Origin of the sequence: Gilvimarinus gilvus (assembly GCF_030518155.1) — a bacterium.
In the GTDB taxonomy this organism is placed as follows: domain Bacteria; phylum Pseudomonadota; class Gammaproteobacteria; order Pseudomonadales; family Cellvibrionaceae; genus Gilvimarinus; species Gilvimarinus gilvus.
In genome coordinates, this window is sequence record NZ_JAULRU010000329.1 from 1 (window position 1) to 468 (window position 468).

At 30.8% G+C, this 468-nt stretch carries 1 protein-coding gene; it reads right to left on the bottom strand.

Annotated features, from left to right (window positions below; translation table 11 throughout):
* The coding region (locus QWI17_RS05655; protein WP_302721541.1) for a hypothetical protein at nt 1–197 on the bottom strand (197 nt) is incomplete at its 3' end.
* Nucleotides 198–468 lie beyond the last annotated feature (271 nt).

Below are 468 nucleotides of genomic sequence, written 5' to 3' on the forward strand. Positions count from 1 at the left end.
TTAAAAACAGAAACTCCTTTTGCAAAGTCTGCAAATTGATTCCCTTTTTGTTGAATTACATCGCTGAATACATCATACGATTTGAAACTACGACTCGTTAATTTAGCTTGCTCTACTTTTTTAGCAATCGGCCTTTCTTGACCAAAAGTAAGCGTACTAAATACGAACGCAATTAATAGTAAAATTAATTTCTTCATATTTATTTTGTGTTAATTGTTGTAAATATATTGCTTTTCAAATTTTATAGCACAAAAAAAGAGTAGATAAATTATCTACTCTCTCAATATTTAATAGAAAAAATCTTCTTAAATCCTCACAACATCTGGAACTAATATCTCATATTTTCCCCCGTTTCGCATGACATCACGAACAATACTTGAACTGATGTAAGCTTTCCCAGAAGATGTCAATAAAAAGATTGTTTCGATATTATGATTTGTAATTGCTCGGTTTGTGTGCGCAATCGCT